At 72.6% G+C, this 6,332-nt stretch carries 6 protein-coding genes; all 6 read left to right on the forward strand.

Going from position 1 to position 6,332, the window contains the following annotated elements; genetic code table 11:
• Positions 1–11 precede the first annotated feature (11 nt).
• The gene (gene glyA / locus ABFX50_RS40295) at positions 12–1,268 is read left to right on the forward strand and encodes a serine hydroxymethyltransferase (protein ID WP_346154204.1); all 1,257 of its coding nucleotides are present in this window, start codon (positions 12–14) and stop codon (positions 1,266–1,268) included.
• Positions 1,265–2,497, forward strand: a complete 1,233-nt coding sequence (locus ABFX50_RS40300; RefSeq protein ID WP_346154206.1) for a sarcosine oxidase subunit beta family protein — start codon at positions 1,265–1,267, stop codon at positions 2,495–2,497. The genes glyA and ABFX50_RS40300 overlap by 4 nt, the downstream gene beginning before the upstream one ends.
• A gap of 10 nt (positions 2,498–2,507) precedes the next feature.
• On the forward strand, positions 2,508–2,786 hold the full coding sequence (locus ABFX50_RS40305; protein WP_183642107.1) for a sarcosine oxidase subunit delta: 279 nt from the start codon (positions 2,508–2,510) through the stop codon (positions 2,784–2,786).
• On the forward strand, positions 2,783–5,659 hold the full coding sequence (locus ABFX50_RS40310; protein ID WP_346154208.1) for a 2Fe-2S iron-sulfur cluster-binding protein: 2,877 nt from the start codon (positions 2,783–2,785) through the stop codon (positions 5,657–5,659). The genes ABFX50_RS40305 and ABFX50_RS40310 overlap by 4 nt, the downstream gene beginning before the upstream one ends.
• Positions 5,652–6,215: a sarcosine oxidase subunit gamma gene (locus tag ABFX50_RS40315; protein ID WP_346154210.1), complete on the forward strand. Its 564-nt coding sequence runs from the start codon at positions 5,652–5,654 to the stop codon at positions 6,213–6,215. Before ABFX50_RS40310 ends, ABFX50_RS40315 begins: the two co-directional genes overlap by 8 nt.
• Positions 6,212–6,332, forward strand: a 121-nt coding sequence (locus ABFX50_RS40320) for a serine dehydratase beta chain (RefSeq protein WP_346154214.1), incomplete at its 3' end; no start/stop codon positions are given. The genes ABFX50_RS40315 and ABFX50_RS40320, both read left to right, overlap by 4 nt.

The following is a 6,332-nucleotide window of genomic DNA, read 5'->3' on the forward strand; positions in this document are numbered from 1 at the left end:
AAGGACCCCAGATGATCGACACCCCGCTGGACGTGGTGGACCCGGAGGTGCACGCCGCCATCGGCGACGAGCTCGCCCGGCAGCGCTCGACGCTGGAGATGATCGCCTCGGAGAACTTCGCCCCGGCCGCCGTCATGGCGGCCCAGGGCTCCGTCCTCACCAACAAGTACGCCGAGGGCTACCCCGGCAGGCGCTACTACGGCGGCTGCGAACACGTCGACGTGATCGAGCAGCTGGCCATCGACAGGGTCAAGGCGCTGTTCGGCGCTGAGGCGGCCAACGTGCAGCCGCACTCGGGCGCCCAGGCCAACGCCGCCGTGATGGCCGCGCTGATCGAGCCGGGCGACACCATCCTCGGGCTCGACCTGGCCCACGGCGGCCATCTCACCCACGGCATGCGCATCAACTTCTCCGGACGCCTGTACAAGGTGGCCGCCTACCACGTGCGCGAGAGCGACGGTCTGGTGGACATGGAGGAGGTCGGGCGCCTGGCTCGCGAGCATCGGCCCAGGCTCATCATCGCCGGGTGGTCGGCCTACCCCCGCCGGCTGGACTTCGCGGCCTTCCGGCGCATCGCCGACGAGGTGGGCGCCTACCTCATGGTCGACATGGCGCACTTCGCCGGACTGGTGGCCGCGGGCCTGCACCCCTCGCCCGTGCCCCACGCGCACGTCGTCACCACCACCACGCACAAGACGCTCGGCGGCCCGAGGGGCGGGGTCATCCTGTCCACCGAGGAGCTCAGCAAGAAGATCAACTCGGCGGTCTTCCCCGGGCAGCAGGGCGGCCCGCTGGAGCACGTCATCGCGGCCAAGGCCGTCGCCTTCAAGATCGCTTCGGAGGAGGCGTTCCGCGACCGGCAGCGGCGCACGCTGGAAGGGGCGCGCATCCTCGCCGAGCGACTGCTGGCCCCCGACGCGGTCGCCTCGGGCGTGCGGGTGCTGACCGGCGGCACCGACGTGCACCTCGTCCTGGTCGACCTGCGCGAGTCCGACCTGGACGGCAGGCAGGCCGAGGACCGGCTGCACGAGGTCGGCATCACGGTGAACCGCAACGCCGTGCCGTTCGACCCACGGCCCCCCATGGTCACCTCCGGGCTGCGCATCGGCACCCCCGCCCTCGCCACCCGCGGCTTCGGTGCCGCCGACTTCACCGAGGTGGCCGACATCATCGCCACCGCGCTGTCGCCGCGAGCCGACCTCTCGTTCCTTCGCGGCAGGGTCGAGACCCTGGCCGGCAAGCACCCGCTCTACGGAGAGGCCCGATGAGCCCGCGCACACCCGGCGCCGACCTGCCCGAGCACCCCGACCGGCTGTGGAGCGCCGCCGAGCCGAAGTCCTCCTACGACGTCGTGATCGTCGGCGGCGGCGGGCACGGCCTGGCCACCGCCTACTACCTGGCCAAGAACCACGGCATCACCAATGTCGCGGTCCTGGAGCGGGGGTGGCTGGCCGGCGGCAACATGGCCCGCAACACCACCATCATCAGGTCCAACTACCTGTGGGACGAGAGCGCGGGGATCTACGAGCACGCGCTCAAGCTGTGGGAGGGGCTGGAGGAGGAGCTCGACTACCCGCTGCTGTTCAGCCAGCGCGGCGTGCTCAACCTGGCCCACAGCCTCCAGGACGTGCGCGACAGCGTACGGCGGGTGCACGCCAACAACCTCAACGGCGTCGACGCCGAGTGGCTCGACCCCGAGCAGGTGAAGGAGGTCTGCCCGATCGTCAACATCTCGCCCGACGTGCGCTACCCGGTGCTGGGCGCCACCTTCCAGCCCAGGGCGGGCATCGCCAAGCACGACCACGTGGCATGGGGCCTGGCCAGGGCGGCCGCGGCGCTCGGCGTCGAGTTCATCGAGCACTGCGAGGTCACCGGTCTCCAGGTGCGCGACGGCAGGGTGACCGGCGTGGAGACCACGCGCGGGACGATCGCGGCGGGCAGGGTCGCGCTGTGCGCGGCGGGGCACACCTCGGTCGTGGCCGCCACCGCGGGCATCGACCTGCCGATCCAGAGCCACCCGCTGCAGGCGCTGGTCTCCGAGCTGCTGGAGCCGGTGCATCCGACGGTCGTCATGTCCAACGCCGTGCACGTCTACGTCAGCCAGGCGCACAAGGGCGAGCTGGTCATGGGCGCGGGCATCGACGCGGCCAACTCCTACCGCCAGCGCGGCGCCTTCCACATCATCGAACGGCAGATGGCCGCCGCGCTCGAGCTGTTCCCCGTCTTCGCCCGCGCCCACGTCCTGCGGACCTGGGGCGGGGTCGTGGACGTCTCGCCGGACGCCTCGCCGATCGTCGGCCTGACCCCGGTGGAGAACCTGTATCTCAACTGCGGCTGGGGCACCGGCGGCTTCAAGGCGACCCCCGGAGTGGGCTGGTGCTTCGCCCACACGGTGGCCAACGACGAGCCGCACCCGCTCAACGCCCCCTTCTCCCTTGACCGATTCACCACCGGGGCGCTCGTCGACGAGCACGGCGCCGCCGCGGTCGCGCACTGAGGACCTCACGATGCTGCTGATCCCATGCCCATGGTGCGGCCCACGCGAAGAGGCCGAGTTCCATTACGGCGGGCAGGCGCACGTCGCCTATCCGGACGACCCGTCGGCGCTGTCCGACGAGGAGTGGGCCCGCTACCTTTTCTTCAGGGACAACCCCAAGGGTCGCTTCGCCGAGCGCTGGAGCCACTCCGCGGGCTGCCGCCGCTGGTTCAACGCCGTGCGCGACACCGCGACCAACGAGATCCACGCGGTCTACCGGGTGGGCGAAGCAAGGCCGGTGACCTCATGAGGCGCGAGAACGGCGGGCGCATCGACCGCGGCACCACGCTGCGGTTCACCTTCGACGGCAGCGAGTACACCGGCCACCCCGGCGACACCCTCGCCTCGGCGCTGCTGGCCAACGGCGTGCGCCAGGTCGCGACCAGCGTCAAGCTCGGCCGTCCCCGCGGGATCGTCTCGGCAGGAGGGGAGGAGCCCAGCGCGGTCGTGCAGATCGAGGCGCCCTTCCCCGAGCCGATGCTGCCCGCCACCACCGCCGAGCTGTACGAAGGACTGGTCGCCACCAGCCTTCCAGGCCAGGGCAGGCTGGCCACCGAGCCCGACCCCGCCCGCTACGACGCCGTCCACGCGCACTGCGACGTCCTGGTCGTCGGCGCGGGCCCCGCGGGCCTGGCCGCCGCCAGGGCGGCGGCCGGCACGGGCGCGCGGGTGATCCTCGCCGACGAGCGCTCAGAGCCGGGCGGCAGCCTGCTCGGCACCCGCGAGACCATCACGGAGTCCGAACCCGACGACGTGCTGGGGCCGCAGGAGGTGATCCCCGGCGCCGAGTGGGCCGCGGCGACCACCGCCCTGCTGGACGGCCTGCCGGAGGTGAGGGTGCTGCGCAGGACCACCGTGATCGGCTACTACGACGACAACTACGTCGTCGCCGTCGAGCGGCGAACCAACCACCTGGGGGCTGCCGCGCCCGCCGACGTGGCTCGCGAACGTGTCTGGCGGATCCGCGCCAAGCGCGTCGTGCTGGCCACCGGCGCGCACGAGCGGTCGATCGCCTTCGCCGGCAACGACCTGCCCGGCGTGATGCTGGCCGGCTCGGCCCGCGCCTACGCCAACAGGTACGGCGTGCTGCCAGGCGAGCGCGCCGTGGTCTTCACCGCCAACGACAGCGCCTACGCCGCCGCGTTCGACCTCGCCGACGCGGGCGACGAGATCGCCGCCATCGTCTACGTCAGGCCCGCGCCCGGAGCGGCATGCGCGGCCGAGCTGCGCGAGCGCGGCATCGAGGTGCTGACAGGACACGTGGTGACCGCCGCGCAGGGTGACGGGCAGCTCTCCTCCGTCCTGGCCGGCCGGCTCCGGCCGGAGGCCGAGGCCGCGGTGGGGGAGCGCGAGCTCGCCGCCGACCTTCTGCTCGTGTCGGGCGGCTGGAACCCGGTCGTGCACCTGTTCAGCCAGGCGGGCGGCACGCTCCGCTACGACGAGGCGCTCGGCACGATCGTGCCCGTCGCCTGCCGCCAGGCCGTCGAGGCGGCGGGAGCGGCGAAGGGCGTGTTCACGCTGACCGGCTGCCTGACCGACGGCGCCGAAGCGGGCCATCGCGCGCTGGAGACGGCGCTCGGCACGGCCGTGAGCGAGCGGTACACCCCGCCACGCGCCACCACGGAGACGCCGACGGCACCTGGCGCGGCCTTCTGGCTGGTTCCCGCGACCGACTACGGCGCCCACTTCGTCGACCCGCAGCGAGACGTGACGGTGGCCGACGTGCTGAGGGCGACAGGAGCGGGCCTGCGCTCCGTCGAGCACATCAAGCGCTACACGACCGCCGGCACCGCCCACGACCAGGGCAAGACCTCGGGCCTGCTCACCACGGCCATCGTGGCGCACGCCCTCGGCGCCTCCGTGGGCGAGCTCGGCAGCACCACCTTCCGCGCGCCGTACGCGCCGGTGAGCTTCGCCGCACTGGCGGGCAGGGACCGTGGCAGCCTGCACGACCCGGTCAGGGTGACCGCGCTGCACGAGTGGCACGTCGCCAACGGCGCGCTGTTCGAGAACGTCGGACAGTGGAAGCGCCCGTGGTACTACCCGCGCGAGGGCGAGGACATGGAGGCGGCCGTCCTGCGTGAGTGCGCGGCCGCCCGCGAGGGAGTCGCGGCCATGGACGCCTCCACGCTCGGCAAGATCGACGTGATCGGCCCCGACGCGGCCGAGCTTCTCGACAGGCTCTACACCAACCTGATGAGCTCGCTGGCCGTCGGCGCGATCCGCTACGGCGTGATGTGCAGGCCCGACGGGATGGTCTTCGACGACGGCACCGTCATCAGGCTGGCCGAGGACCACTTCCTGGTCACCACGACGACCGGCAACGCGGCGGCCGTCCTCGACTGGATGGAGGAGTGGCTGCAGACCGAGTGGCCCACGCTGCGCGTGCACTGCACGTCGGTCACCGAGCAGTGGGCCACCGTCGCGCTGGTCGGGCCAGGCTCGCGTGAGGTGCTGGCCGGGCTCGCCCCCGACCTGGCGGTGAGCGCCGCCGACTTCCCCTTCATGACCTGGAGGGAGGCCGAGGTCGCGGGCCTTCCCGCGCGGGTGTGCAGGATCAGCTTCTCCGGCGAGCTGGCCTACGAGATCAACGTGACCTCGTGGGACGGCTACCGCCTGTGGACCGCGATCATGGACACCGGGCTCGTCACACCGTACGGGACCGAGACCATGCACGTCCTTCGCGCCGAGAAGGGGTACCCGATCGTCGGGCAGGACACCGACGGCACGGTCACCCCCCAGGACCTGGGCATGGCCTGGGTGGTGTCGAAGAAGAAGCCCGACTTCGTCGGCAAGCGCTCCTTCGCACGCGCCGACACCGCCAGGGCCGACCGCAAGCAGCTCGTGGGATTGCTGCCCGAGGACCCAGGGTTCCTGCTGCCCGAGGGCGCGCACCTGGTGGCCGGCGCCGAGCTGCCCGAGCCGCCCGTGCCCACGCTCGGCCACGTGACCTCCAGCTACCGCAGCGCCGCCCTCGGCCGCACGTTCGCGCTCGCCCTGGTCAGCGGCGGGCAGGGCCGGGCGGGCGAGCGGCTCTACGCGCCTGTCGGCGGGGTGCTCGTCCCCGTCACCGTCACCTCCCATGTCCTGTACGACCCGGAAGGAGCACGCCGCGATGGCTGAACGCAGGAGCCCGGCCGCCGCCTTCGCCGGCCGGTTCGAGACCGCCTCGGCGAGCGGAGCGCTCCGCCTCGCGGAGCTTCCCTTCCTCACACAGGTCAACGTGCGCGTGGACCCGGCGAGCCCGGCCGCCGACGAGGTCGCGGGCGTCCTGGGCGCGCCGCTTCCCACCGAGCCCGGCACCGCCGTCCGCTCGGGCGAGCTGACCGTGGCCTGGCTCGGCCCCGACGAGTGGCTGGTGATCGGTCCTGAGGGGTTCAGGCACGAGCTCCTGCGCAAGGCCGTGGCCGACGGGCGCGGGTCGGTGGTGGACGTGTCCGCTCAACGCACCACGCTGCTGGTCGCGGGGCCACGGGCGCGCGACGTGCTGGCCCACGGCTGCGCCCTCGACCTGCACCCGAGCGTCTTCGGGCCCGGCCGGTGCGCGCAGACCACGCTGGCGCGCACCCAGGTCGTGCTGCTTCCCCAGCAGGACGGGTTTCTCGTGCTCGTCCGTTCCTCCTTCGCCGCCTACCTCGCCGCATGGCTGCTCGACGCGGCGACGGAACACCTGCGATGAGCATCGGCGTCTTCGACCTGTTCAAGATCGGTATCGGCCCGTCGAGCTCCCACACCGGCGGCCCGATGGCCGCCGCGCACAAGTTCGCCCGCGGCCTGCAGGCCGACGGGCTGCTGG

It is taken from the genome of Nonomuraea recticatena, assembly GCF_039533245.1.
In the GTDB taxonomy this organism is placed as follows: Bacteria; Actinomycetota; Actinomycetes; order Streptosporangiales; family Streptosporangiaceae; genus Nonomuraea; species Nonomuraea roseola.